The following is a 25276-nucleotide window of genomic DNA, read 5'->3' as shown; positions in this document are numbered from 1 at the left end:
AGGTCGGAAGCGACGCTAGCCCCTCCACCCTGACAGGTCCCATTTTGGACCTGCAGGAAAACCATACAAGCGGCGCCTCGCCGCGATGGGCGCGCCTGTCTACCTGATATTCAACGCCGGAATCAGGCTGCTATCGACGTCCTGCCCAGGCACCGGCACCGGTGCGGCCAGACCCAGGTTGTTCTTCTCGAATACCCGGTCGGCGCGATAGCTGGAGCGTACCAGCGGTCCAGCGGCCACTTCCATGAAACCCTTGGCCAGGCCCAGTTCACGATAACGGTTGAACTCTTCCGGGCTGACCCAGCGCTTGACCGGCAGGTGGTTGCGGGTCGGCTGCAGATACTGGCCGAGGGTGACGATATCCACGCCGATGGCGCGCAGCTCGTCGAAGGTCTGCAGGATTTCCTCGTCGGTTTCCCCCAGCCCGACCATCAGGCTGGTCTTGGTCAGCACATCTGGACGGTAGCGCTTGGCGTGTTCCAGTACCTTCAGCGTCTTGGCATAGCCGGCACGTGGGTCACGCACTTCGTAGGTCAGGCGCTCGACGGTCTCGACGTTCTGGGCGAAGACTTCCAGCCCTGAGTCGACCACCAGCTCCACAGCGGTCAGGTCGGCATTGAAGTCCGGCGTCAGCGCCTCGACCACCACCTGCGGGGTGCGCTGCTTGATGGCGCGCACGCAGGCGGCATAGTGGGCGGCGCCGCCGTCGGCCAGGTCGTCGCGGTCGACCGAGGTCAGCACGATATAACGCAGAGCCATGAGTTCGACCGAGCGGGCGGTATTTTCCGGTTCTTCGTGGTCCAGCCAGCCGTTGGGGTTGCCAGTGTCCACTGCGCAGAAACGGCAGGCGCGGGTGCACACCGAGCCCATCAGCATGATGGTGGCGGTGCCGTTGGACCAGCATTCACCCATGTTCGGGCAGTGGGACTCCTGGCAGACAGTACTCAACCGGTGTTCGGAAACGTTACGCTTGACCGCTTCGAAACGGTCACCAGCGGGCGCCTTGACCCGCAGCCACTTGGGCTTGGGTTCGAACACCTGGGGTTCGGCGCTGGCGCGGCGTTTCTGGCCATCCTTGATCGCGGCAATGCCCTGGGCATTGCGGAACTTCTGGCCACTGGCGACGTGGTTCGGGGTGCTGTCAGACATCGGGTCAAGGGCTCCTGGTAGAGGCTCCACGGGGTTGTTCGAGGCACTGGCTGGCTTGTGGCCACGGCGCAGTTTACCACAGACGCCGTGGCTGTTGGGGAGTCAGCCTTGACCATCACCATCACCATCACCATCACCACCGTCATCCTTCGCGAAGGCGAAGGATCCACCGGCCGCTCCAAGCCAGCCGGAACGGTGGATCCTCGGCCTACGCCGAGGATAACGGGGTGGGGTGAAGAATGACGGAGAAGGGGCCGCGATAAGGCTGGGTCAATCGCTGAAGTGGCCGGCGATCTCTTCCAGGCGGGTCAGCTCTACCCGGGCAATACGCATGTGCTCGATCTCGAGAATGCGAATCTGCCAGCCATCCACGGTCAACAGTTCATCCTGCTCAGGCATATGTTCGAGCTGGTTGAGGATCAAGCCGGCCAGGGTGGTGTACAGCGAGCTGCGCGGCAGTGGCTCGGGCAGCTGGCGGTTGATCTCCTCCAGGTTCTCGCTGGCATCGACCTCATAGCGGCCCGGTTCCATGGCCACGACGCTGGGCGTCAGGTCCATGCCCTGTTCGGCCTCCGGCAGCTCGCCGGCGATGGCTTCCATGATATCGGTCAGGCTGACGATGCCTTCCAGGGTGCCGAACTCGTCGACAACGAAGGCCATCTGCTTGCCTTCGTGACGGAAGGCTTCCAGGGCCTTGATCGCGTTCTGGGTTTCGAACAGTACGACCGGTTGCTCGATGTACTGCTCGAAGTCTAGCTGGCCGCCGCGCAGGATGGCGTCGAGCAGGGTCTTCTTCTGCACTATGCCCAGGGGCTCGTCCTGCTTGCCATCGCGGATTACCGCCAGGCGTGAGTAGGGCGAGTCCAGCAGTTGCTGGCGTTGTTCGTCGAGGCTGTTGCTCAGGTCCAGCGCATGCACCTCGCGGCGCGGGGTCATCAGCGCCTTGATGTTGGTGTCGGCCAGGCTCAGCACGCCGCGGATCATGTCGCGCTCATTGTCCTGGAAGATCGGTTGCTCGATGTCGTCGTCGCTCAGGTCCTCGGGCGAGACCTGCTCGGCGCTGTCGCCCTTGCCGAGCAGGCGCAAGATGTTGTTGGCGGTACGCTCGCGCAGGGTGCCGCCGGTATCCAGCCATTTCTGCTTGTTGTGCCGGGCCAACTGGTTGAAGAACTCGACCATGATCGAGAAACCGATGGCGGCGTACAGGTAGCCCTTGGGAATATGCAGGCCGACACCTTCAGCCACCAGGCTGAAGCCGATCATCAGCAGGAAGCCCAGGCACAGGATGATCAGTGTCGGGTGGGCATTGACGAAGCGGGTCAGGCGCTTGCTCGCCAGCAGCATCACGGCCATGGCGACGATCATGGCAATCGCCATTACCGCCAGTTCGTCGGCCATGCCGATGGCGGTGATCACCGAGTCGATGGAGAACACCGCATCGAGAATGACGATCTGGGTAACCACCACGCCGAAGCTGGAGTAGGCCAGTCTGGCGCCGCTGGTGTGCTGGCGGCCTTCCAGGCGCTCGTGCAGTTCCATGGTGGCCTTGAACAGCAGGAACAGACCACCGGCGAGCATGATGATGTCGCGCGCGGACACGCCGTGCTCGCCGAGGTGGAACAGCGGGTTGGTCAGGGTCACCAGCCAGGCGATGCTCATCAGCAGCATCAGGCGCATTATCAGGGCCAACGACAGGCCCAGCACGCGTGCCTTGTCGCGTTGGTTCGGCGGCAGCTTCTCCGCCAGTACGGCGATGAACACCAGGTTATCGATACCCAGGACGATTTCCAGGGCAATCAGGGCGAACAGACCCGCCCAGACGGTAGGATCAGCCAGCCATTCGAACATGGTCGGCCTCCATTACGGACTGGTGCAGGCATACTGCAGAAACGGATTGTGCGGATGGGGTGCGAAGACGGTCTGTCATCGCGGATGTTCGGGGAGGGACGGAAGTCAAAACGGTAAACCGGTAGCCATTGGAAAAAACGTTATACGCTTTCTTCCGCGCCGAGACAAACGGATATTTTCCACACCAGTCAGTTGTCCCGGTTGCGCAGTGCCTTGAGCAGTTGCTGGTCGGGGTAGCCGTCGGCCGGCCAGCCCAGGGCGATCTGCAGGCGCCGGATGGCCTGGCGGGTATTGGCACCGATGATGCCATCGACGCTGCCGGGCTCAAAACCATGGGCTTCGAGGCGCTCCTGCAACTCCAGGCGCTCGCTGCGGGACAGGGGTTCGTCATCGGTCGGCCAGCTGGCATGGATCTGCCCGCGTCCCTGGAAGCGTTCGGCCAACAGACCGATGGCCAGCGCATAACTGGTGGAGTTGTTGTAGCGCAGGATACTGCGGAAATTGTTCAGCACCAGGAATGCCGGTCCGCGATGCCCGGCGGGCAGTACCAGGGTGGCCTGTTCCGACGAACGGCTGTCCAGCGCCCGGCCGCGGGCATCGCTGACACCCAGACTGGCCCATTCGGCCAGTGATTTGCGGATGCTCATATCGGCCAGTGCATAGTCGAAACCATCCGCCAGGCGCACCTCCATGCCCCAGGGCGCACCGGGCTGCCAGTTGGAGGCCTTGAGGTAGTTGGCCGCGGAGGCCAGGGCGTCGGCCTCGGTGTGCCAGATGTCGCGCTTGCCGTTGCCGTCGAAGTCCACCGCATAGTCGTTGTAGGTGGTGGGGATGAACTGGGTCTGGCCCATGGCACCGGCCCAGGAGCCGGTCATGGCGGTGACCGTGGTGTCGCCACGCTGCAGTATCTGCAGGGCGGCCAGTAGCTGGGTCTGGGCGAACTCCGAGCGCCGGCCCTGATGGGCGAGGGTGGCCAGGGAGCGGATCACTGAGCGATCACCCATGTTGCTGCCGAAATTGCTCTCCAGCCCCCAGATGGCGACCAGGATGTGCCGATCGACACCATAGCGGGCCTCGATCTGCTGCAGGGTGACGGCATGTCGGGTGAGCATGACCCGACCGGTGGCCTGGCGCTGGGAGGACAGCGCTCCGTCCAGATAGGCCCACACCGGGCGGGTGAACTCGGGCTGGCTCTGGTCGGCTTTCAGTACCGCTGGATCAGGTTCGATACCGCGGAATGCCCGGTCGAAAGTATCCGGGCGGATGCCGGATTGGAGCGCCTGGTCACGGAATCCGGTACGCCACTGGGCGAAGCTGCGCTCTTCGCTGTGCTCGGCGGCGCTGCCGCCCGGCTGCACCGAGGCTTCCAGGCGATTTTCACCACAGGCGGACAGTACCAGGAGGCTGGTCGCCACGGCGATGAAGGTGCGGCACAGGGCTCTGGAGCGAATGGGCAGATTGGGCATGTATCGGGTTCCGGCATATTCAGTTTGCGCCCCACTGTAGCATGCGATGCGCCATGGACACACCGCTGGGTCGGGTCGTACTGCTGTTTGAGGGTGCGACGCACTCCAGGTTCCCGGCGTTGTGAGATAAAAAGCGCATTGCACAACGGGCCAGGTAATGACACGGGGTTTTGACAACCGACTAAACTGGTTGGACAGCAATTGAACGGGGAAAAGGCAATGAGTAACGGCAAAGTGCTGGCGTGCATTGACGCTTCACCGATACTGCCGGCGGTATGCGACTACGCCGCCTGGGCGCGTAACCGGTTGCAGGCGCCGTTGACCTTGCTGCACGTGCTCGAGGACGTGCCGGCGCTGGCGGAGAACGAGATGGCCGGCAATATCGGCCTGGGTGATCGCGAGTTCCTGGTCCGGGAGTTGGCTGAACTGGACGAAAAGCGCGCGCGCCTGTTGCGTGAGCAGGGCAACTTCCTGCTGCAGACCGCGGCGGCGAGTGTGGCCGGTGCGGCGGAGCAGGTGGAGTGCCTGCAGCGGCACGGCGGTCTGGCCGATACGCTGAGTGAGCTGAGCGGCGATATCCGTTTGCTGGTGATGGGGCGTCAGGGCAGTAGCAGCAATTCGTTGCGACCACAGGTCGGCAGTCACCTGGAAACGGTGATTCGCACCTTGTCCCGACCGATCCTGGTGGTCCCCGGTGCGTTCCGTATGCCGGACAGTGTGCTGCTGGCCTACGACGCTGGGCCGAGTACGCGCAAATGCGTCGATATGCTGATCAATAGCCCGCTGCTCCAGGGATTGCCGGTACACCTGTTGTCCGTCGGCGCCGAGAGCACCACGGCGCGGGAAACCTTGTCCGCCGCCGAGCAGCGCCTGCGCCAGGCCGGATTCGAGGTGACAGCGGTGCTGCGTGCCGGTGAGGTCGAGCAGACCCTGCTGGATTATGCCGACACGCATGATATCGGCCTGCTGGTGATGGGGGCATACGGGCATTCGCGGATACGGCAGTTCTTCGTCGGCAGTACCACCACCAACATGCTGGCCAGGACTACCCGCCCTCTGTTGTTGCTGCGTTAGCCCGCCACCAACGGCAGCCGGGTACCGGCGGCCTGGACTATGATCAGGCCCAGGGTATCCCAGGGTGAACCGGGGCTCTGGCCCTTGATCTGCTCATCGACCTGCTGGGCCAGGCCCAGCAGCGCTGCCCAGCGCTCTACCGGGTGCCGTTGCAGGGCGCGGCTCAGCAGTGGCTTGCGTTTGTCCCATACCGGCGGACGCTGGCTGGCGAAGACCTTGTCCTGCGGGATGCCACGCGCAAGCTCGTGAGCCATGTTGTGCAGGCTGCGCAGTTCCCGACTGAGCGCCCAGAGCACCACCGGCGCTTCGACCCCTTCGCCGCGCAGACCCTGGAGGATACGCAGGCCATGCTGGGCTTCACCCTGCAGCATGGCGTCGGCGAGGTTGAATACATCGAAACGGGCGCTGTCGGCGACCACCTGTTGCACGGTCTGCAGGTCCAGCTGCCCGCTGTCGCAGAACAGCTTGAGCTTCTCGATTTCCTGGGCGGCGGCCAGCAGGTTGCCTTCCACCCGTACACTGAGCAGCTCCAGCGCCTCGGGGCTGGCATGCAACCCGGCCGCCGCCAGGCGATCCCGCATCCAGGCAGGTAGCTGGTGCGCATCCACCGGCCAGATCTGCAGGAAGCGGCTGTGCGCATGCTCGATCAGCGCCTTGGCCCATTTGCTGCGCTGGGTGCTGCCATCGAGCTTGGGCAGGCTGACCAGCAGGGTAGTGTCAGGCGGAGGGTTGTCCAGCCAGGCGATCAGCGCCTTGGCGCCTTCGTCGCCGGGCTTGCCGCCGGGAATGCGCAATTCGACCAGGCGTTGCTGGGCGAACAATGACAGGCTGTGGCTGGCATCATGCAACTGTCCCCAGTCGAAGCTGCGATCGACATGGAACACCAGACGCTCTTCGCTGCCGGCATTGCGGCAGGCGCTGCGGATCAGGTCGGCGCTTTCACCGCACAGCAGCGGGTCATCACCACTGACCACGTACACCGGCGCCAGCCCTTCGGCGAGCTGACGCTGTAGCTGTGTGGCGTTGAGCTTCATGGGGCCAGCAGAACCTAGGGCGCCTGACGGTCGAGTGCCTGTTCGCGGGCAGCCAGGTCGCCTGCGGAAATGCTCGACAGGCGGAACATCAGCTGCCGGGTCAGGTCCTGGAGCATTTCCCGGTGCAGCAGCGCTTCCTCTTCGCTGGTACCGATCAGGTTGTCCTTGTCATTGACGTAGACGCGCTGGGTGGACAGGGTTTCCGGGCCGATCAGCGCGCGACCCTGCTGGTCGCTGATCTGGAAGGTCAGCTCGCTGGTCAGCTCATATTCGGCCGGCGTCGAGCGGTAGGTATAGGTTACCGCGCGGCGTTCCCTGCGTTCCTCCAGCAGTTGCAGGTGATAGGGCGCGGAGCTGCGCACATCCACGCCATTGACCTGCAGCGCTTCGAGTACGCTCTGGTAGGTGGGGCCGTAGCTGTTGCGGGCGCTGACGTTCAGCTCGTCCAGCTTGACGCTGTCGACGCCGGTGCCGCGCAGGTGGAAGCCGCAGGCGCTGAGCAGCAGGCTGGCGCCGAGCACGGCGCAGCTCAGCAGGTGACGGGGGCGTTGCAGTGGCATGCTGATTCTCCGTTGCGTATCAATTGGCGACAATATTGACCAGCTTGCCCGGCACCACGATCACCTTGCGGATGGTCAGGCCTTCGGTAAAGCGCAATACATTTTCGTTGCTGCGCGCTGATGCTTCCACCGCCTCGCGGCTGGCGTCGGCCGGTACCTCGATATGGCCGCGCAGCTTGCCGTTGACCTGGATCACCAGCTGCAAGCTGTCCTGCACCAGGGCGCTTTCATCCAGTTCGGGCCAGGCCGTGTCGATTACCGGCGAGCTGTGACCCAGTGCCTGCCACAGGGCATGGCAGATGTGCGGGGTAATCGGTGCCAACAGCAGAGTAACGGTTTCCAGGCCTTCCTGGAGCACGGCCCGATCCTGCTCGCTGTCACGCGGAGCCTTATCCAGCACGTTCATCAGCGTCATCACCGCGGCGATAGCGGTGTTGAACTTGTGGTGCTGGCCGATATCCTGGCTGGCCTGACGGATCGCCAGGTGGGTGGCGCGGCGCACGTCCTTCTGGGTCTCGTTCAGGCTGGCCAGTGCCAGTGCGCCGGGCAGGCCGTCGTTGACGTGCTGCTGGGCCAGGCGCCAGACCCGGCGCAGGAAGCGCTGGGCGCCCTCGACGCCGGAGTCGGACCACTCCAGGCTCATGTCCGGCGGCGAGGCGAACATCATGAACAGGCGGCAGGTATCGGCGCCGTACTGGTCGATCATCGCCTGGGGGTCCACGCCGTTGTTCTTCGACTTGGACATCTTCTCGGTACCGCCGATCACCACCGGCTCGCCATCGCTGGCCAGGCGGGCGCTGGTGACCTTGCCCTTGGCGTCGCGCTCGACTTCCACTTCCGCCGGGTTGAACCAGGTACGGGCGCCCTTGGCGTCGATCCGGTAGTAGGTCTCGGCCAGCACCATGCCCTGGGTCAGCAGGTTCTTGAACGGTTCGTCCGAATCGACCAGGCCCTGGTCGCGCATCAGCTTGTGGAAGAAGCGCGCATACAGCAGGTGCAGGATCGCGTGTTCGATGCCGCCGATGTACTGATCCACCGGCAGCCAGTGGTTGGCCGCCGCCGGGTCGACCATGCCCTTGTCGTAGTGCGGGCTGGCGTAGCGGGCGAAATACCAGGAGCTTTCGACGAAGGTGTCCATGGTGTCGGTTTCACGACGCGCCGGCTGGCCGCAACGCGGGCAACTGCATTCGTAGAATTCCGGCATCTTCGCTAGCGGGCTGCCGGCGCCGTCGGGGACCACGTCCTCGGGCAGCACCACCGGCAACTGTTCGTCCGGTACCGGTACGTCGCCGCAGTTCTGGCAATGGATGATCGGGATCGGGCAGCCCCAGTAGCGCTGGCGGCTGATGCCCCAGTCGCGCAGGCGGAACTGGGTGCGTTCGGCACCGAGATCCTTCTGCTTGAGCACTTCGCCGATGGCGGTGAAGGCGCTGTCGAAGTCCAGGCCGTCGAACTCCTCGGAGTTGATCAGCGGGCCTTTCTCGGCGTAGGCGTCCTGCCAGGGCGCGGGGGTGGTGTCGCCGGCGGAGGTGCGGATCACCGGCTTGATCGGCAGGTGGAACTGGCTGGCGAACTCGAAGTCGCGCTCGTCATGCGCTGGCACGGCCATTACCGCGCCTTCGCCATAACCCATCAGCACATAGTTGGCGACCCATACCGGCAGCTTCTCGCCGGTCAGCGGGTGCTCGACGAACAGGCCGGTGGGCATGCCCTTCTTGTCCTGGGTGGCGATATCGGCCTCGGATACACCGCCGCGCTTGCACTCGTCGATGAACGCCTGCAGCGCCGGGTTGCTGGCCGCGGCCTGGGTCGCCAGCGCATGCTCGGCGGCGACCGCGACATAGGTGGCGCCCATCAGGGTGTCGGGGCGGGTGGTGAACACCTTGAGCTTGCCGGCATGGCCGATCGAGGCATGGTCATAGGGGAAGTGCACCTCCATGCCCACCGACTTGCCGATCCAGTTGCGCTGCATGGTCTTGACCTGCTCCGGCCAGCCGGGCAGGTCGTCCAGCGAACTCAGCAGCTCCTCCGCATAGTCGGTGATGCGGAAGTAGTACATGGGGATCTCGCGCTTCTCGACCAGCGCGTCGCTACGCCAGCCCCGGCCATCGATGACCTGTTCGTTGGCCAGCACGGTCTGGTCGACCGGGTCCCAGTTGACGGTGCCGTTCTTGCGGTAGATCACGCCCTTCTCGAACAGCTTGGTGAACAGCCACTGTTCCCAGCGGTAGTAGTCGGGGCTGCAGGTGGTGAACTCGCGCGACCAGTCGATGGCCAGGCCCAGGCTCTTCAGCTGGGTGCGCATGTAGTCGATATTGGCGTAGGTCCAGGTGGCGGGCGCTACCTGGTTGTTCATCGCGGCGTTTTCCGCCGGCATGCCGAAGGCATCCCAGCCCATGGGCTGCAGTACGTTGCGCCCCTGCATGCGCTGGTAGCGGGCGATCACGTCACCGATGGTGTAGTTGCGCACATGGCCCATGTGTAGCTTGCCGCTCGGGTAGGGGAACATCGACAGGCAGTAGTAGGTATCGCGGCCTGGGGTCTCGTCCACCTTGAAGGCGTCGGTCTGTTCCCAGGCGTGCTGGGCGGCGTTTTCGGTTTCGCGGGGGGAATACTGTTCTTGCATGGGCGTGGACTGTATGTCGACTCGTATGTCAGGGAAAAAAGTGATGGGGCAGCATACACCACCGGGCCCGGCTCAGGTAGTCATATGCCATTCGTCGCCGGGGCCGGGGCAAGCCGGGCGCCGGGTCTATGCTGAGGGCAAAGGTTGTCCGTAGCTCGTTTTACAAGGGAGAACAATATGAAACCATTGGAGCCGGAAGTCGTGAATTGCAGCCGTGATTCATCCTATGGGCGGTTGCTGCGCCGCCTCGACCAGGCCCTGGACCTCGCCCGCACCCGGCAGTGGATGGCGGGTCAGCATACGGGGCCCAGCGAACTGGAAGTGTACGGTTTGAGCGAGCAGGATCTGCAGGTGCTGAAGCAGATCCTCAACACCATGAACCATCGCCGTGCGGCGGCCTCACCCTCGGTGCTGGCGGCGAGCGATCACGCACAGCAGCAGAACCACCATCATTAGCACGGCCAGCGGCCAACTGCCCCAGCGCAGCCAGGGCGTCAGCCCCTCGCGGGGTTGCACCTGACCATGTAGTGCCACCTGCTGGAATTGCGGAATCTGCGCGGTGATCTCGCCGCGGTGATCGATCAGCGCGGTGACGCCGTTGTTGGTGCCGCGAATCATCCAGCGCCCACTTTCCAAAGCCCGCATGCGCGCCATCTGCAGATGCTGCAGCGGGCCGATCGACTTGCCGAACCAGCTGTCGTTACTGATGGTCAGCAGCAGCTCGCTGCGTGCGGCCAGGCGCGCGGCGAAATCGGGATAGACGGTTTCATAGCAGATCATCGGTGCCAGCCTGTAGCCGGCGGCCTGCAGCGGCTCCTGCTGCAACGGCCCGCGGGAAAAGTCCGACATGGGCAGGTCGAAGAAGGCGATCAGGCCGCGCAGCAGATCCTCCAGCGGGACGTACTCACCGAAGGGCACCAGCTTGTGCTTGAGATACTGGCTGGGCTGCTCGCCGGCGACCATGATGCCGTTGTAGATGCGCATCTGGCCCTGCTCGTCGGTCTCGTCCACCGGAATGCCGGTGATCAGCGTGCTGCCCTGTTGCGCCAGGTTGGCCGCCATGCCCTGGACGAAGGGCATGGCGCGGCTGCTCAGCACCGGGATCGCGGTTTCCGGCCAGATGATCAGGTCGGCCTGCTGGGCATAGCTCATGTCGCGGTAGGTGGCCAGGGTGTAGTCGATGTGCGCCGGGTCCCATTTGCGCGACTGTTCGATGTCGGCCTGGATCAGCGCCACCGACAGCGGCGCACCGGCCGGACGGGTCCATTCGATCTGGCCGAGCAGGGCGCCACCACCCCAGACCAGTACCAGCAGCACCGCCGCCGATAGCGCTTGCGCACGCTGTCGCCACAGCGTCCATTCGCTGAGCAGGCAGGCAGTCAATATGGTGAAGAAACTGAGCAGCCAGACGCCGCCCAGCGGCGCCCAGCCGGCCAGCCAGGTATCGGTGTGCGCGTAGCCCTGGTACAGCCAGGGAAAACCGGTGAGAAACCAGCTGCGGAAGAACTCCTGCGCCACCCACAAGGCGGCGAAGCCGCCGCTGGCCAGCCAGGGCCGAGCGGCCGGCCGCAACCAGCGCGCCCACAGCCAGGCCATCAGCGCCGGGATCAGCGCCAGGCCCAGTACCAGGCCGATGGTCAGCAGCGCGGCCAGCGCCGGCGCGGCATAGCCATGCACATGGATGCTGACGTAGATCCAGGACACCCCGCTGAGAAACAGTCCGGTGCCCCAGTACCAGCCGCGCCAAGCTGCCTGCCGGGGATTCAGGTCGTGCAGCCCCTGGTACAGCAGGGCGGCCGAGAGCAGGCCCAGCGGCCAGAGATCGAAGGGGGTGAAGGACAGGGTGGTCAGCGCACCGGCGCACAGCGCCAGCAGATGCCCGGGCCAGCCGGGACCGCGCAACCATTGCAACAGCTTGTGGGGCAGAGCCATGGACATCCTTGCTGGTCAGGGCTGGATCAGGGTCACTCGCAGCAGGTGCACGCGGCGGCTGTCGGAGTTGAGGATACGTACGCGGAAGCCGTCCAGTTCGACGATCTCGTTGCGTTTGGGCAGATGGCCGAAGGCATTCATCACCAGGCCGCCGAAGGTATCGAACTCTTCGTCGGAGAACTCGGTATCGAAGTGCTCGTTGAACTCCTCGATCGGCGTCAGGCCCTTGACCAGGAAGTCGCCGGAGGGCAGCGACTTGATGTAGTCCTCGTCATCGATGTCGTGCTCGTCCTCGATATCGCCGACGATCTGCTCCAGCACGTCCTCGATGGTGATCAGCCCCGACACGCCGCCGTACTCGTCGATGACGATGGCCATGTGGTTGTGCGTCGAGCGGAACTCCTTGAGCAGCACGTTGAGCCGCTTGGACTCGGGCACGCAGGTGGCCGGGCGCAGCACATCCTTGATATTGAAGCGCTCGGTACCCTCTGCCAGCAGCAGCGGCAACAGGTCCTTGGCCAGCAGGATGCCGAGCACGTCATCGATGCTCTCGCCGATCACCGGGAACCGCGAGTGGCCTTCCTCGATCAGCGACGGCAGGAACTCGCGGGGCTTCTGGCTGGCTTTGATGGTGATCATCTGCGAGCGCGGGATCATGATGTCGCGCACCTGCATGTCGGCGACCTGCATCGCGCCCTCGATGATGGTCAGCGCTTCGAGGTCGAGTACCTCGTTGCGTTGGGCGTCGCGCAGCAGTTCGAGCAGTTCCTGGCGATTGCGTGGCTCGTGGGCGAACGGCTGGACCAGTTTCTCCAGCCAGGTCTTGGGGCCGCTGCTTGGTCGATCTTCGCTCATGGCAGTGTTACTCATCACTCGTCGGATTCAAGATAGGGGTCGGCGATACCCAGCTCGGCCAGCAGCTCGCGCTCCAGCTGCTCCATGGCCTCGGCCTCGGCATCCTCGATATGGTCATGGCCGAGCAGGTGCAGGCAGCCATGGATGACCATGTGCGCCCAGTGCGCCTCGCGCGGCTTGCCCTGTTCGGCGGCTTCGCGGTTGACCACCGGGACGCAGATGACCAGGTCGCCGAGCAGCGGGATGTTCAGTTCGGGGGGCAGGTCGGCGGGGAAGGACAGTACGTTGGTCGGGTAGTCCTTGTGCCGGTATTCGCTGTTCAGCGCCTGGCTTTCCTCGGCGTCGACCAGGCGGATGGTCAGTTCATGCTCGGGTTTGTCACGCAGGGCCAGGGCGGCCCAGCGTAGCAGGCTGTCGTCATCGGGTTGATCGGGGGCGTCGGTCGCCCTTTGTATGTCTACCTCAATGGTCATTCTGGCGCTCCTTGCGCTGGCGTTCCTGCTCCTGGCGATGGTCGAAGCGGTCGTAGGCCTCGACGATGCGCTGCACCAGCGGATGGCGCACCACGTCCTTGGACTTGAAGTGGGTGAAGCCGATGCCTTTCACGTCCTTGAGCACGTCCATGACGTGGGTCAGCCCGGAGCGGGTGCCACGCGGCAGGTCGACCTGGGTGATGTCGCCGGTGATCACCGCAGTCGAGCCGAAGCCGATGCGGGTGAGGAACATCTTCATCTGCTCCAGGGTGGTGTTCTGGCTTTCGTCGAGAATGATGAAGCTGTTGTTCAGCGTACGCCCGCGCATGTAGGCCAGCGGTGCGACCTCGATCACCTGCTTCTCGATCAGCTTGGCCACCTGCTCGAAGCCGAGCATCTCGTACAGCGCGTCATACAGCGGCCGCAGGTAGGGGTCGATCTTCTGCGACAGGTCGCCGGGCAGAAAGCCCAGTTTCTCGCCGGCCTCGACCGCCGGGCGCACCAGCAGGATGCGGCGGATCTGCTCGCGCTCCAGCGCGTCCACCGCGCAGGCGACGGCCAGGTAGGTCTTGCCGGTACCGGCCGGACCTATGCCGAAATTGATGTCATGCTCCTGGATCGAGCGCACGTAGCTCTGTTGGTTCGGCCCGCGTGGCTGGATGGTCATGCGCTTGGTGCGCAATACCACTGGCTTGTGGCCGTCGCTGCTGTGCAGGCTTTCGCTGAGGTTCTCCAGCCCAGACTCCTGTAGGTACAGGTGTACGGTATCGGGCGACAGGTCCTTGTTGTCACGGGTTTCGCGGTACAACTGGCGCAGCACCGCCTCGGCGGAACGGGTGATGGCAGGGTCGCCGATCAGTTCGAAATGATTGCCGCGGTTGCGGACCTCGATGCCGAGGCGTTGTTCGATCAGGCGCAGGTTTTCATCGAATTGACCGCAGAGACTGGCGAAGCGCCGGGAATCCACGGGCTCGATGCTGAAGCGATGAATAGTCAAGGGAACGTTCAAATTGGTCTGTAGGTGGCCATATGGCAGTCAGGAAAACACAGCATAGCGCGCAACGCGGGCGATGCAAAGCGGGTGGTGCGCCGGCGCCCCGAGCTGGGGCGGCGGCCTCAATGCACTGTGGCGGTCAACAGGCTGCCACGCAGGGAGTGGGGCAGGGCCTCGTCGATGTGTACGTCGACGAACTGGCCGATCAGCCGCGGGTTGTCGCAGCGGAAGTTGACGATACGGTTGTGTTCGGTACGGCCCTGGAGCATGCCGGGGTCCTTTTTCGAGTAGTCGGTCACCAGGATACGCTGGGCGCTGCCGACCATGCGCCGGCTGTTCTCGAAGCCCTGCTGGTTGAGGCGTGCCTGGAGAATCTGCAGGCGCTGCTTCTTGACTTCCATGGGCGTGTCGTCGGGCAGGTCTGAGGCGGGTGTGCCGGGGCGTGCGCTGTAGACGAAGGAGTAGGAGAAGTCGAAGCCGATCTCCTCCACCAGTTTCATGGTCTGCTCGAAGTCGCGGTCGGTCTCGCCGGGGAAGCCGACGATGAAGTCCGAACTGAGGATGATGTCCGGCACCGCCGCCTTGAGCTTGCGCACCCGCGACTTGTACTCCAGCGCCGTGTGGTTGCGCTTCATCCCGGCCAGTACCCGGTCGGAGCCAGACTGTACCGGCAGGTGCAGGTACTTGACCAGTTCCGGTACTTCGGCGTGGGCGCGGATCAGGCTGTCGGAGAACTCCAGCGGGTGCGAGGTGGTGTAGCGGATGCGGTCGATGCCGTCGATCTCCGCGATTACCCGGATGAGGTCGGCCAGGTCGGCGATGCCGCCATCATGGGTCTCGCCGCGGTAGCCGTTGACGTTCTGCCCCAGCAGGGTGATCTCGCGCACGCCGTTCTCGGCCAGGTGCACGCATTCGGCCAGGACGTCGTCGAACGGGCGGCTGACTTCCTCGCCGCGGGTGTAGGGCACCACGCAGAAGCTGCAGTACTTGCTGCAGCCTTCCATCACCGAGACATAGGCGGTCGGGCCATCTACCCGGGGTTCGGGCAGGCGGTCGAACTTCTCGATCTCGGGGAAGGAGACGTCGACCTGGGCGGTGCCGGTGCTGCGCGCAGCGTTGATCATCTCCGGCAGGCGGTGCAGGGTCTGCGGGCCGAACACCACGTCGACATAGGAGGCGCGATCCCGGATCGCGGTGCCTTCCTGGCTGGCCACGCAGCCGCCGACGCCGATGATCAGGTCGGGATTCTTCTCCTTCAACGGACGCCAGCGCCCCAGCTCGGAAAACACCTTTTCCTGGGCCTTCTCGCGAATCGAGCAGGTATTGAGCAGGATCACGTCAGCCTCGTCGGGGCGGTCGGTCAGCTCCATTGCCTGATATTCGCCAAGCAGGTCCGCCATGCGCGAGCTGTCGTACTCGTTCATCTGGCAGCCGTGGGTCTGGATAAAAAGTTTCTTTGCCATGGGGATCTGTGTGGGTGACTCGTGGAGAAAAACGGCGATTATACACGGATGGCGGGGGCAGTGTGATGGTGGCTGTCGGGCTAGCGGGCAATGTTGGAGCAGGGCTTGGCTAGACCGGGGAGGCAGGGGTGTCAGGAACGGCACTGCAGAACGCGCACCCCGCCATCCATGGCGCTCGTCTACGGCCGTCCCTGGCCGCAGACGGTTCTGCAGTGCCGTTCCTGACACCCCTGCGGCTTGCTCACTGCTGGGGAATCCGGGTGCCGTATGGTGGCTACGGATGTGTTATTATCCGCGGCCTTTGGCCGGTCCTCCGGCCCATCCAGTCCCATCCATGTCGTCCCCTGTGTGAGTTTCATGAGCAAAGACAAGCAACAACCTATCTTCCGGGTGATTTTTCTCAATCAGGGCCAGGTATACGAACTCTATGCCCGGCAGATATTCCAGAGCGAACTGTGGGGCTTTCTGGAGATAGAGGAACTGGTGTTCGGCGAGCGCTCGCAGATGCTGGTCGACCCGGGCGAGGAAAAGCTCAAGAGCCAGTTCGAGGGCGTCAGCCGCAGCTTCATTCCCGCGCATGCCATCGTGCGCATCGACGAGGTCGAGCGGGTAGGGCAGGCCAAGATCAGTGAGGCCAAGGGCGGCAGCAATATCATGTCGTTTCCGATGCCGCCGGGGCCTGGGCCGGGTAGTAGCTGATTTTTGGGGATGTTGGGCCAGCCTGTGGCTGGCTTCCCCTCTCCCCAGCCCTCTCCCGCAAGGGGAGAGGGAGCTCGTTTGTGCAAGCTGGCAATATGCGCTTCAGTCCAACGGACAAAACCTAAACATCTCCTTTCTATGGGGCTTGAGCAAGCCGACAATAGAGATGCCAGGTTCAGAGGGCAGGAGCTGAATCCCCCCTCTCCCCTTGCGGGAGAGGGGTTGGGGGAGAGGGGGGAGGGTTTTCCGGCTGCAACTGCCGCAACTGTTCCTCTCGGATATGCCGCAGGTAGTTGCGGAACAGCGTCCCCAGCACCTGGGTGGCAGCGGCGATTTCCTCGGGGCTCATTTCCTCGGCCAGCAGGTCGCTGGCATCCATCGCGGCGTCCTGGCCATTGACCGCTGCCATCTTCAACATGATGTAAGCCTGCGGCAGGTTGCGCTCCACGCCTTCGCCATTCATGTGCATCAACCCGAGACGGTACTGGGCATCCGGCTGGCCCTGGATCGAGGCCCGCTCGTACCACTTCAGCGCTGTCTCCAGATCCCGCTCGGTCCGCTCGCCGTGGTAATACAGCTCGCCCATCTCGAACTGCGCCTGCATGTCCTCGGCCTCGGCCAGTTCAAGGCAGTTCTCCAATGCCAGGGCCATGCTGTCATCGTCGACGCGGTTGAAGGCGCAGCGTTCCTCGGTGCTGATCACCAGTGGCGGCGGTTGCTGGGCGAGGGCGGCGGGTACGACGCCGCCGGCCCCGGTCAGGGTGCACAGGATTAAGACACGGCGAAGAGCACTGTTCATGGTCGGCTGGTCCGCTGGCTGGAGGCTTGCATGGCGCCATTGTGCGCCGGATCGGCGGGCAGGCCAACCACCGGGGTGGTTGGCTGCACGGAGGTCGGCAGCAATGTGCGCGTTTCGATCATAGTGCGGCGAAGGCCCGCTCGGCGGCGTCCAGGGTCAGCTGCAGCTCGGTCTCGCCGTGGGCGATGGAGGTGAAGCCGGCTTCATAGGCGCTGGGTGCAAAGTACACGCCCTGGTCGAGCATCTGGTGGAAGAACGCCTTGAAACGCTCGGCATCGCTGGCCATCACGTCCTCGAAGGTCTGGATGCTGTCGGCGCCGCTGAAGTACAGGCCGAACATGCCACCGGCCTGGGTGGTGACGAAGGGTACGCTGGCCGCGTCGGCACGGTCCTGCAGGCCCTGCAGCAGGCGGCTGGTGTACGCCGTCAGCTCATCATGGAAACCGGGGCGGCTGATCAGTTTCAGGGTGGTCAGCCCGGCGGCCATGGCCAGCGGGTTGCCGGACAGGGTGCCAGCCTGGTACACCGGGCCCAGTGGTGAGATGCACTCCATGATCTCGCGCTTGCCGCCGAATGCGCCGACCGGCATGCCGCCGCCGACGATCTTGCCGAAAGTGGACAGGTCGGGGGTGACGCCATAGTGGGCCTGGGCGCCGCCCAGGGCGACGCGGAAGCCGGTCATGACCTCGTCGAAGATTAGTACTACGCCGTGTTCGTCACAGGCTTCACGCAACCCTTCGAGGAAGCCCGGCGCCGGTGGCACGCAGTTCATGTTGCCGGCTACCGGCTCGACGATGATGCAGGCGATATCCTTGCCGGCGCTGCCGAGGGTCTGGCGCACAGCTTCGATGTCATTGAACGGCAGGGTCAGGGTGTGCTGGGCGAAGGCCGCCGGCACGCCCGGCGAGCTGGGCACGCCGAAGGTCAGGGCGCCGGAGCCGGCCTTGACCAGCAGGCTGTCCGAGTGGCCGTGGTAGCAACCCTCGAACTTGATAATGGTGTCGCGGCCGGTATAGCCGCGGGCCAGGCGAATGGCGCTCATGGTCGCCTCGGTGCCGGAGCTGACCATGCGCACCATGTCCATCGACGGCACCATGGAGCAGACCAGTTCGGCCATTTCGGTTTCCATGGCGGTCGGCGCGCCGTAGGACAGGCCATGCTCCAGCTGGCGGCGCACCGAGTCCAGCACCTCGGGATGGGCGTGGCCGAGGATCATCGGGCCCCAGGAGCCGACATAATCCACATAGCGCCGGTCATCCTCATCGATGATGTAGGCGCCCTCGGCATGCTTGATGAACAGCGGCGTGCCGCCGACGCTGCGGAACGCGCGTACCGGGGAGTTCACGCCACCGGGGATATGTTTCTGGGCACTGGCAAAAAGGGTTTCCGAGCGGGACATGGTGTGGTCTCTCAGTTCGTGAACAGTTCATTGAAGGCCTGGGCGCGGCGCTGCACCTCGGCGGCGGAGTCGGCGCCGAACAGGCCGTGGATCACCGCCAGCAGATCGGCGCCGGAGGCCAGCAGCGAGGGTGCGTTGTCCAGGGTGATGCCACCGATGGCGACGATGGGCACGGCGAAACGCGCGCGCGCCTGTTGCAGCAGCTCCGCTGTCGCGGCCGGTGCGCCGGGCTTGGTGGACGACTGGAAGAAGCGGCCGAAGGCGATATAGCTGGCGCCATCGGCGATGGCCTGTTCGGCATGCTCCAGGCTGGCATGGCAGGTGGCACCGATGATCGCCTGTGGACCCAGTTGCTGGCGGGCTTCACGCAGGCAGCCGTCGTCGCGACCCAGGTGTACGCCGACACTCAGCGCGCTGGCCAGGGACAGGTCATCGTTGATCAGCAGGTTGGCACCATACTGCTCGCACAGGGCCTTGAGCTGGCCTGCTTCATCCAGTCGGCGCACCGCATCCCCGCTCTTGTCGCGGTACTGCAGCAGGCGTGCACCGCCGGCCAGTGCGGCCTCGACCCAGGGCAGCAGGCGGCCGTCCGCCAGTAACTGGCTGTCGGTGATGGCGTACAGGCCGCGCAGGCTCATTGGCAGAAATCCAGCGGCAGGCGTCGCGGTACATACTGACCCTGGCCGGGTTGCTCGGCGTCGCGCAGGGTGCGCCAGGTATAGTCCAGGGCGGTCTTCACTGCGCTGACCAGCTCTTCGCCCAATGCCAGGCGCCCGGCCAGGGTGCTGGCCAGGGTGCAACCGGAGCCGTGGTAGCTGCCGGGCAGGCGGGCACAGGTAAAGGTATGCCGGCTGCCATCCTGGCAGTACAGGCGGTTGTGGATGTCCTGCTCGTCACCATGGCCGCCGGTGATCAGCAGGTTCTGGCAGCGTTGCAGCAGCTTGTCCGCGCACTGGTCGGCGGTGCCGTCGGGCAACTCGGCGAGAATGCGCGCCTCCGGCAGGTTGGGGGTGACGATGCGGGCGATCGGCAGCAGCTGCTCGCGCATGGCATAGCCGACCTCGTCCTTGCCCAGCGAGCCGCCACCGCCGGCGCGCAGCACCGGGTCGCAGACCAGTGGCAGTTCGGGGTGGGCGCGCATGATCTCGACCACGGTGTCGACCATTTCCAGGTTGCCGAGCATGCCGAGCTTGACCGCCGATACCGGCATGTCGTTGAGCACGGCATTGGCCTGGGCCAGTACCCACTCGCGGTCCAGTACGCGGAAGTCGATGACATCGACCGTGTTCTGCACGGTCAGGGCGGTCACTGCCGGAGCGGCGTGGCAGCCCTGGGCGATCAGGGCTTCGATATCGGCTTGCAGGCCGGCGCCGCCACTGGGGTCATGGCCGGACAGGCAGAGAACGACGGGGCGAAAGGGGGCAGGTGTATTCATGGGGCAAGCTTACCATCAGCAGACAGGTTATCGGTATGGCGGCGCGATCAGCTCGCGCGTTTCCTCTGGCATAAACGTGCGGTACTGAAAGAACCGGAGATTATAACACTGCTGGAGGAAGTTGCTGGCTTCGGTCTCTGAGTCAGGCGCTGGGGGCTGGCTGAGAAGTAGGTGATGGTGGGGGTAGGCACGGCTGCGGAACCGTCTGCGGCCAGGGATGGCCGTAGACGAGCGCCATGGATGGCGGAGTGCGCGTTCCGCAGCTGTGCCTACCCCCACCGTCGCCGGTACAGGCCAGCACTGGCGAGTCAGTCCCGGTGCGCCAATACGCTGCTGAGAAACATGTCCTCGAACAGCCTCTTCATGTCCGCACGGGCGATCCGGCCGCGGTATTCCGATTCGCACAGGGTATGGATGAAGCCGAAGAACAGGTCGGTGAGCCAGCGCGCGGGCATGTCCTGGCGGAAGATACCGGCGTCCTGGCCACGCTGGAAGAAGTCGTCCATGCGCTGCTCATGGATGAGACATTCCTCCGGAAAGGGGCTGTTCGTATCCCGCTTAATGAAGGGCTCGAACTGAGTGACGATGAAGGCGCAGAACTCGCGTTCCGCCATATAGCCGACGATCAGTTGGCGCAGCGCGTCCAGCGGCGGCTGGCTGTCCAGGTTTGCGTCATCCAGAATCCGTGCCATGACGCTCATTACGTGCTGTTGCAGGGTATCCAGCAGTTGTTCACGGGTAGCGGCGAAACGGTACAGGGTCGCCCGGCTCACGCCGGCGGCCTTGGCCATTTCCTGCAGGGTGGCGCTGGCATTCTCGGTCAGGGTCTGCGCCAGGGAGCGCAGCAGGGCTTGTTCGGTATCGGGTTTCATCTGATTGGTAACGGAACTGTGGACGAGTTGTCACTAATGGGCGGCGGATGTCAATAGCCGCGAGTTTACACATAAGTACACAAAGAGTCATATGAATCAAGTTTGATTCATATGACTCTTGGGAGTAGCATCGCGTTTTTTGAGCTCGTCTACCTTCATTTGCACTAATTCCGCCTTCTTTGACCAAGGAAATGCACAATGCCCAGTCCATGGCATCTTTCCCGACCCACTATTCTCGTTTCGTTGATCGTGCTGGCGCTTGCCGGCTGCCAGAAACAGACTGATGCCGAACAGGAGCCGCCGCCGCCCCAGGCCAAGGTGCAGGTCATCGAGCCCGCGGCGCATATGCTGACCGGCGACCTGCCGGGGCGTATCGAGCCGGCGCGGACCGCCGAGGTGCGCGCGCGGGTTCCGGGCATCGTGCTGCAGCGCCTGTTCGAGGAAGGCGCCAACGTCAAGGCCGGCGATGTGCTGTTCCGCATCGATCCGGCGCCGCTGGAAGCTGCCGTGGCCCAGGCGCGTGGTGCGTTGGCGCGGGCTGAAGCCAGTGTGTACCAGGCCGACAGCCTGGTACGGCGCTATGAGCCGCTGGTCGAGGCCCGGGCCATCAGTCAGCAGGATTACGACAACGCCATCGCTGCGCAGAAGAGCGCCCAGGCGGAAAAACTGTCCGCCCAGGCGGCTCTGCAGACTGCCCGCCTGAACCTGGATTACGCCACGGTAACGGCACCGATCGATGGTCGCATCGGCCGGGCGCTGGTCACCGAAGGTGCGTTGGTCGGTCAGGGCGAGGCCACACCGATGGCGCGTATCCAGCAGCTGGACCCCATCTATGCCGATTTCACCCAATCGGTGGATGACCTGCTGCGTCTGCGTGCCGCCGCTGCCGATGGCCGGATCGAGCTGCAGGAGGACGGCGCCGCCCGGGTGCGCATCACCCTGGGCCAGCAGGGCTTCAGCCAGGAGGGAAGGCTGCTGTTCTCCGATATCTCGGTGGACCGCAGCACCGGCCAGGTGACCCTGCGCGCGGAACTGCCCAACCCCGATGCGGTGCTGCTGCCGGGCATGTATGTGCGGGTGCAGACCGAGCTGGGCGTCGAGCCCTCGGCGGTATTCATTCCCCAGCGCGCGGTGCAGCGCGGCACCGACAGCATCCCGCGGGTGCTGGTGGTCGATGGGGACAACAAGGTGCAGGAGCGCCAGGTGACACTGGGCGCCATGCGCGGCAGTGACTGGCAGGTGACCTCCGGCCTGGAGCAGGGCGAGCGGGTGATTGTCGAGGCCGTGGCCAAGTTCCAGCCCGGCAGCACGGTGGAGCCGGTGACAGCCGAGCAGTCGGAGAGTGCAACGCAGGAGTGAAGCAGCCGTTGAGGTCGCCGCCGGCGCCTCACCCTTGTTGATCCCGACCGAATGCCCAATGCAGAGGAAAGAGCATGCCGCAGTTCTTCATCAATCGCCCCAACTTCGCCTTCGTGGTGGCGATCTTCATCTGTCTGGCCGGGTTGCTGGCGATACCCTCGCTGCCGGTGGCCCAGTATCCCAACGTGGCGCCGCCGCAGATCATGATCTACGCCACCTATCCCGGTGCCTCGGCGACCATTCTCAACGAAACGGTCACCAGCCTCATCGAGGAGGAGCTCAACGGCGCCAAGGGCCTGCTCTACTACGAGTCGTCCAGCAGCTCCAACGGCATGGCCGAGATCAACGTCACCTTCGAGCCGGGCACCGATCCGGACCTGGCGCAGGTGGACGTGCAGAACCGCCTCAAGCGTGCTGAGGCGCGCCTGCCGCAGCCGGTATTGCAGCAGGGCTTACAGGTAGAGCAGGCCAGCAGCAACTTCCTGATGATCTACGCCCTCAGCTACAAGGATGGCGACAAGGACCCGGTCGGGCTGGCCGACTATGCCGCGCGCAACATCAATAACGAGATCCGCCGTCTGCCTGGCGTCGGCCGGGTACAGATGTTCTCCTCCGAGCGGGCCATGCGAGTCTGGGTCGATCCGTCGCGCCTGGTGGGTTATGGCCTGTCGGTCGACGACGTGAACCGGGCCATTGCCGCGCAGAACGTTCAGGTGCCGGCGGGTAGCTTCGGCGAGCAGCCCGGCACCAGCGAACAGGAGCTGACCGCGACGCTGATCGTGCAGGGCACCCTGGAAACCGCCGAGGAGTTCGCCGATATCGTGCTGCGCGCCAACCCGGACGGCTCCACGGTGCGCCTGGGGGACGTGGCGCGGGTCGAGATGGGGCGCGAGGAATACCGTTTCAGCTCCCGGCTCAATGGCCAGCCGGCGGCCGCGGCGGCGGTGCAGCTGACCTCGGATGCCAATGCGATTGCCACCGCGAAGGCGGTCAAGCAGCGTCTGCATGAATTATCGGCGCTGTTCCCTGAAGACATGGAGTACTCCACACCCTACGACACCTCGATATTCGTCAACGTGGCTATCAAGAAGGTGGTGGCTACCCTGGCCGAGGCTGTGGTGCTGGTGTTCCTGGTGATGTTCCTGTTCCTGCAGAACTTTCGCTATACGCTGATTCCGACCATCGTCGTGCCGGTCTGTCTGCTGGGGACCTTCGCGGTGATGTCGGTGCTCGGCTTCTCGGTCAACATGATGACCATGTTCGGCATGGTACTGGCCATCGGCATCCTGGTGGACGACGCCATCGTGGTGGTGGAGAACGTCGAGCGGATCATGGCCGAGGAAGGGCTGTCGCCCAAGGAGGCCACGCGCAAGGCGATGAAACAGATCACCGGGGCCATCGTTGGCATCACCATGGTGCTGTCGGCGGTATTCTTCCCGCTGGCGTTCATGGGCGGCTCGGTCGGGGTGATCTACCAGCAGTTCTCCCTGTCGCTGGCGGTATCCATCCTGTTCTCCGGCTTCCTGGCCCTGAGCATGACGCCGGCGCTGTGCGTGACCCTGCTCAAGCCCATCGCCAAAGGCGCGCACGCCGAGAAGAAAGGCTTCTTCGGCTGGTTCAACCGTCGCTTCGGCAGCCTGACCAATGGCTACCAGCGCACCACCGGTGGTCTGGTCCGGCGCTCCGGCAGCTTCATGCTGGTGTACCTGGTGATCGTCGCGGCGCTGGCCTTCTCCTTCCTCCGCCTGCCCGAGGCCTTCCTGCCGGCCGAGGACCAGGGCTACATGATCGTCGATGTGCAACTGCCGCCGGGTGCCACCACGCCACGTACGGAAAAGACCGTCGAGGCGATGGAGGAGCACTTCCTGTCACAGCCGAGCGTGGCAGGGATCGTCTCGGTGATGGGCTTCAGCTTCTCGGGCATGGGCCAGAACGCCGCGCTGGCGTTCCCGACCCTGGTGGACTGGTCGGAACGGGGCAAGGACCAGTCGGTCCAAGCCGAAACCCAACGAGCCAACCAGAGCCTGGCGGGTGTCGCCGACGGTACCATCTTCGCCGTGCAGCCGCCCTCGGTCGACGGCCTGGGCACCTCGGGCGGCTTCGCCCTGCGCCTGCAGGACCGCGGCGGACTGGGCCGGGAAGCCATGCTCGCGGCGCGTAATGAGCTGCTGCAGAAGGCCAACAGCTCGCCGGTGATCGCCTACGCCATGATGGAAGGGCTGGAGGATGCGCCGCAGCTGCGCCTGCATATCGACCGGCAGAAGGCCGAGACCCTGGGCGTCGGCTTCGATGCCATCAGCTCGACCCTGTCCAGCGCCTTCGGCTCGGCGTTGATCAACGAGTTCACCAACTTCGGGCGGATGCAGAAGGTAGTGGTGCAGGCCGATGTGGACAACCGCATGACGCCGGAGGACATCACCCGTCTGTACGTGCCCAATCATCAGGGCGAGCAGGTGCCCCTGTCCGCCTTCGTCGAGATGGAGTGGGAGAACGGCCCGGTGCAGTTTGTACGCTACAACGGCTACCCGGCATTCAAGATCTCCGGTGATGCCGCGCCGGGCTACAGCAGCGGTGCGGCCATGGCCGAGATCGAACGCATCGTCAGCGAGCTGCCCCACGGCGTAGGCTACGAGTGGACCGGGCTGTCCTTCCAGGAGCGGCTGGCCGGTGCCCAGGCGCCGATGCTGCTGGGGCTGGCGCTGCTGGTGGTGTTCCTGTTGCTGGTGGCGCTGTACGAGAGCTGGGCGATTCCGCTGTCGGTGATCCTGATCGTACCCATAGGCGCGCTGGGCGCGGTATTGGCGGTGACCCTGCTGGGCATGCCCAACGACGTGTACTTCAAGGTCGGCCTGATCACCATCATCGGCCTGGCGGCGAAGAACGCCATCCTTATCGTCGAGTTCGCCAAGGACCTGTACGCCGAAGGCCGCAGCCTCACCGAAGCGGCGGTGGAAGCGGCACGGTTGCGCTTCCGCCCGATCATCATGACCTCGCTGGCGTTCATGCTCGGGGTACTGCCGCTGGCCATCGCCACCGGCGCCGGTGCAGCCAGCCAGCGTGCCATCGGCACCGGGGTGATCGGCGGCATGCTCACCGCGACGGCCCTGGGCGTGCTGTTCGTGCCGGTGTTCTTCGTCTGGATCCTGTCGCGCCGCAAGCAGGAGCGGCAGGCGGCTGCACAGGACGCTGAGGGCTGATATAGCAGCTGCACATCGCTGACGTAGCGCCCGCACGGATCG

Annotated in this window: 22 protein-coding genes; 6 read left to right on the top strand and 16 right to left on the bottom strand. The window is 64.5% G+C overall.

The window, feature by feature from the left end; genetic code table 11:
- Positions 1 to 99: 99 nt before the first annotated feature.
- Entirely contained in the window at positions 100 to 1149 is a 1050-nt protein-coding gene (gene lipA / locus H6X51_RS14500; protein WP_185268223.1) for a lipoyl synthase, read from the bottom strand.
- Positions 1150 to 1257: 108 nt separating this feature from the next.
- Between lipA and H6X51_RS20260 the strand changes: the two genes are divergently transcribed.
- Positions 1258 to 1392 (top strand): hypothetical protein, encoded by a 135-nt coding sequence (locus H6X51_RS20260; protein WP_268898611.1) that lies wholly within the window; start codon positions 1258 to 1260, stop codon positions 1390 to 1392.
- Positions 1393 to 1419: 27 nt separating this feature from the next.
- Here H6X51_RS20260 and H6X51_RS14495 read toward each other — a convergent pair whose 3' ends face one another.
- The gene (locus H6X51_RS14495) at positions 1420 to 2997 is read right to left on the bottom strand and encodes a TerC family protein (RefSeq protein WP_185268222.1); all 1578 of its coding nucleotides are present in this window, start codon (positions 2995 to 2997) and stop codon (positions 1420 to 1422) included.
- Between the two features lie 188 nt (positions 2998 to 3185).
- A complete protein-coding gene (locus tag H6X51_RS14490; protein ID WP_185268221.1) occupies positions 3186 to 4463 on the bottom strand; it encodes a lytic murein transglycosylase in 1278 nt (425 codons plus the stop codon).
- 219 nt (positions 4464 to 4682) lie between these two features.
- Between H6X51_RS14490 and H6X51_RS14485 the strand changes: the two genes are divergently transcribed.
- Positions 4683 to 5537, top strand: coding sequence for a universal stress protein (locus tag H6X51_RS14485; RefSeq protein ID WP_185268220.1), 855 nt, complete (start codon positions 4683 to 4685; stop codon positions 5535 to 5537).
- Here the strand turns inward: H6X51_RS14485 and holA are convergent.
- From holA to leuS, 3 genes are read right to left on the bottom strand one after another with little or no spacing between them, the layout of a single operon-like run.
- On the bottom strand, positions 5534 to 6571 hold the full coding sequence (holA, locus tag H6X51_RS14480) for a DNA polymerase III subunit delta (protein ID WP_185268219.1): 1038 nt from the start codon (positions 6569 to 6571) through the stop codon (positions 5534 to 5536). The genes H6X51_RS14485 and holA overlap by 4 nt on opposite strands.
- 14 nt (positions 6572 to 6585) lie before the next feature.
- Entirely contained in the window at positions 6586 to 7131 is a 546-nt protein-coding gene (locus tag H6X51_RS14475) for an LPS-assembly lipoprotein LptE (RefSeq protein ID WP_185268218.1), read from the bottom strand.
- Between the two features lie 19 nt (positions 7132 to 7150).
- Complete coding sequence (leuS, locus tag H6X51_RS14470; protein WP_185268217.1) at positions 7151 to 9757, bottom strand: leucine--tRNA ligase; 2607 nt, start codon at positions 9755 to 9757, stop codon at positions 7151 to 7153.
- A gap of 177 nt (positions 9758 to 9934) precedes the next feature.
- Between leuS and H6X51_RS14465 the strand changes: the two genes are divergently transcribed.
- Entirely contained in the window at positions 9935 to 10213 is a 279-nt protein-coding gene (locus H6X51_RS14465; protein WP_185268216.1) for a hypothetical protein, read from the top strand.
- On the opposite strand, the gene lnt is transcribed toward H6X51_RS14465, so the two are convergent.
- From lnt to miaB, 5 genes are all read right to left on the bottom strand, one after another.
- A complete protein-coding gene (gene lnt / locus H6X51_RS14460; protein WP_185268225.1) occupies positions 10157 to 11668 on the bottom strand; it encodes an apolipoprotein N-acyltransferase in 1512 nt (503 codons plus the stop codon). The two genes, H6X51_RS14465 and lnt, sit on opposite strands and share 57 nt — an antisense overlap.
- Before the next feature lie 36 nt (positions 11669 to 11704).
- The gene (locus H6X51_RS14455) at positions 11705 to 12544 is read right to left on the bottom strand and encodes an HlyC/CorC family transporter (protein ID WP_185268215.1); all 840 of its coding nucleotides are present in this window, start codon (positions 12542 to 12544) and stop codon (positions 11705 to 11707) included.
- A 14-nt stretch (positions 12545 to 12558) separates the two neighbouring features.
- A complete protein-coding gene (ybeY, locus tag H6X51_RS14450; protein WP_185268214.1) occupies positions 12559 to 13017 on the bottom strand; it encodes an rRNA maturation RNase YbeY in 459 nt (152 codons plus the stop codon).
- Positions 13007 to 14026, bottom strand: coding sequence for a PhoH family protein (locus H6X51_RS14445; protein ID WP_185268213.1), 1020 nt, complete (start codon positions 14024 to 14026; stop codon positions 13007 to 13009). The genes ybeY and H6X51_RS14445 overlap by 11 nt, the downstream gene beginning before the upstream one ends.
- A gap of 107 nt (positions 14027 to 14133) precedes the next feature.
- Positions 14134 to 15474: a tRNA (N6-isopentenyl adenosine(37)-C2)-methylthiotransferase MiaB gene (gene miaB, locus H6X51_RS14440; protein WP_185268212.1), complete on the bottom strand. Its 1341-nt coding sequence runs from the start codon at positions 15472 to 15474 to the stop codon at positions 14134 to 14136.
- 357 nt (positions 15475 to 15831) lie between these two features.
- Here miaB and H6X51_RS14435 point away from each other — a divergent pair, with 357 nt between their 5' ends.
- Entirely contained in the window at positions 15832 to 16173 is a 342-nt protein-coding gene (locus tag H6X51_RS14435) for a DUF1820 family protein (protein WP_185268211.1), read from the top strand.
- Positions 16174 to 16348: 175 nt separating this feature from the next.
- On the opposite strand, the gene H6X51_RS14430 is transcribed toward H6X51_RS14435, so the two are convergent.
- The 5 genes from H6X51_RS14430 to H6X51_RS14410 form a co-directional block, all read right to left on the bottom strand.
- Positions 16349 to 16972: a tetratricopeptide repeat protein gene (locus H6X51_RS14430; RefSeq protein WP_185268210.1), complete on the bottom strand. Its 624-nt coding sequence runs from the start codon at positions 16970 to 16972 to the stop codon at positions 16349 to 16351.
- A gap of 118 nt (positions 16973 to 17090) precedes the next feature.
- On the bottom strand, positions 17091 to 18371 hold the full coding sequence (hemL, locus tag H6X51_RS14425; RefSeq protein ID WP_185268209.1) for a glutamate-1-semialdehyde 2,1-aminomutase: 1281 nt from the start codon (positions 18369 to 18371) through the stop codon (positions 17091 to 17093).
- 11 nt (positions 18372 to 18382) lie between these two features.
- Complete coding sequence (thiE, locus tag H6X51_RS14420; RefSeq protein ID WP_185268208.1) at positions 18383 to 19009, bottom strand: thiamine phosphate synthase; 627 nt, start codon at positions 19007 to 19009, stop codon at positions 18383 to 18385.
- Positions 19006 to 19806 (bottom strand): hydroxymethylpyrimidine/phosphomethylpyrimidine kinase, encoded by an 801-nt coding sequence (locus H6X51_RS14415; protein WP_185268207.1) that lies wholly within the window; start codon positions 19804 to 19806, stop codon positions 19006 to 19008. Before H6X51_RS14415 ends, thiE begins: the two co-directional genes overlap by 4 nt.
- A 308-nt stretch (positions 19807 to 20114) precedes the next feature.
- Positions 20115 to 20678 carry a TetR/AcrR family transcriptional regulator gene (locus H6X51_RS14410; RefSeq protein ID WP_185268206.1) on the bottom strand — a complete coding sequence of 188 codons (564 nt, stop codon included), beginning with the start codon at positions 20676 to 20678 and terminating at the stop codon, positions 20115 to 20117.
- A gap of 198 nt (positions 20679 to 20876) precedes the next feature.
- On the opposite strand from H6X51_RS14410, the gene H6X51_RS14405 reads away from it, so the two are divergent.
- On the top strand, positions 20877 to 22037 hold the full coding sequence (locus H6X51_RS14405; protein WP_185268205.1) for an efflux RND transporter periplasmic adaptor subunit: 1161 nt from the start codon (positions 20877 to 20879) through the stop codon (positions 22035 to 22037).
- 74 nt (positions 22038 to 22111) lie between these two features.
- Positions 22112 to 25234, top strand: a complete 3123-nt coding sequence (locus tag H6X51_RS14400; protein ID WP_185268204.1) for an efflux RND transporter permease subunit — start codon at positions 22112 to 22114, stop codon at positions 25232 to 25234.
- The last annotated feature ends 42 nt before the right edge of the window (positions 25235 to 25276 follow it).

Origin of the sequence: Halopseudomonas xiamenensis (assembly GCF_014219065.1) — a bacterium.
GTDB classification, from domain to species: domain Bacteria; phylum Pseudomonadota; class Gammaproteobacteria; order Pseudomonadales; family Pseudomonadaceae; genus Halopseudomonas; species Halopseudomonas xiamenensis.
Note: the sequence above shows the minus strand (reverse complement) of the source record. Positions and strands in the feature narration are given on the sequence as shown.